Origin of the sequence: Roseovarius sp. A-2 (assembly GCF_002072155.1) — a bacterium.
Classification (GTDB): Bacteria; Pseudomonadota; Alphaproteobacteria; order Rhodobacterales; family Rhodobacteraceae; genus Roseovarius.
Genome location: NZ_BDIY01000084.1, coordinates 1 through 1,293 on the forward strand (window position 1 = coordinate 1; position 1,293 = coordinate 1,293).

The 1,293-nt window shown below is 57.5% G+C and carries 1 protein-coding gene and 1 other annotated feature; the gene reads right to left on the reverse strand.

What is annotated here, in order from left to right; all coding sequences use genetic code 11:
• Nucleotides 1–39: 39 nt before the first annotated feature.
• Nucleotides 40–1,274, reverse strand: a protein-coding gene (locus BHD06_RS22660; protein WP_139784868.1) for an IS3 family transposase whose coding sequence is annotated in 2 segments (ribosomal slippage) — nucleotides 40–980 and nucleotides 980–1,274 — 1,236 coding nt in all. Because the reading frame shifts where the segments join, the coding sequence is not laid out codon by codon here.
• Nucleotides 871–987, reverse strand: a sequence feature (AL1L pseudoknot). (Overlaps the previous gene by 117 nt.)
• Nucleotides 1,275–1,293: the final 19 nt, after the last annotated feature.

Consider the following 1,293-nt stretch of genomic DNA (forward strand, 5'->3'; position numbering starts at 1 on the left):
TGAATCGTCCCGGTTTCACCGGAGACCTATAGCTTCATTTCACGCGACCATATCGAGCACGTCACGCTGTGCATAGAAGTTCTCTTCGGCCTCGACTGGTGGGATATTCCCGATGGGGCCAAGCAGGCGGCGGTTGTTGAACCAATCGACCCAGCCGAGAGTGGCCATTTCCAGCTCCTGCATGTTGCGCCATGGACCCTGGCGATGGACCAGTTCGGTTTTGTAGAGACCGTTTATCGTTTCAGCGAGGGCATTGTCGTAGGAATCCCCGACGCTGCCGACCGATGGTTCAATGCCTGCTTCGGCCAAACGCTCGGTATAGCGAATAGATAAATATTGTCCGCCGCGATCCGAGTGATGAACCAATCCGCTTTTCTGGACGGGCCGTCGATCGTGCAGGGCCTGTTCAAGAGCATCAAGAACAAAGTCAGTTTTGGCGGACCGGGAGACCCGCCATCCGACGATGCGATCAGCGAATGTGTCGATGACAAAAGCCACATAGACAAAGCCCTGCCATGTGGACACGTAGGTGAAGTCGCTGACCCAGAGCAGGTTCGGGGCTGGTGCTCGGAACACCCGGTTCACCTTGTCGCGCGGACAGGGTGCCGAAGTGTCTGGAACCGTTGTTTTGACCACCTTGCCGCGCACAGCCCCACGGATGCCGATCTGTTTCATCAGTCGCTCCACCGTGCAACGCGCCAGATCAAAGCCCTCGCGCCTCAGCTGATGCCACGCCTTACGCACCCCGTAGACCTGGTAATTCTCATCCCAGACCCGCTTGATTTCTGGCCGTAGCACCGCATCCCGCTGATGGCGTTCTGAAGCTTTGGACGGATCAGCGAGGCACGCCAGGCGGTGGTAATATGTCGACGGCGCGATCGGCAGCACCCTGCAGATCGACTCGACGCCGTAGACAACGCGCTGATCTTCAATGAAGGCGATCATCGCTTCAGTGGGCGGTCGAGTTCCGCCTGCGCAAAATAAGCTGACGCCTTGCGCAATATCTCATTCGCCTGGCGCAGCTCGCGGACCTCACGTTCGAGAGTTTTAATCCGATCTCGTTCCTCGGTCGTGACACCGTCGCGCATGCCACTGTCTTTCTCGGCCTGCTTGACCCATCCGCTCAAGGTCTGGGGAATACAGCCAATTTTCGGTGCAATGGCCGCAATCGCGCCCGCCTGCGTTTCGTATGAACCTTGATGCTCGAACACCATCCGGACCGCCCGCGCGCGGACCTCGGGCGAGTAGCGATTTGCCATTTTGCTTTTTGTCATAACCATCATCCTTACTTAA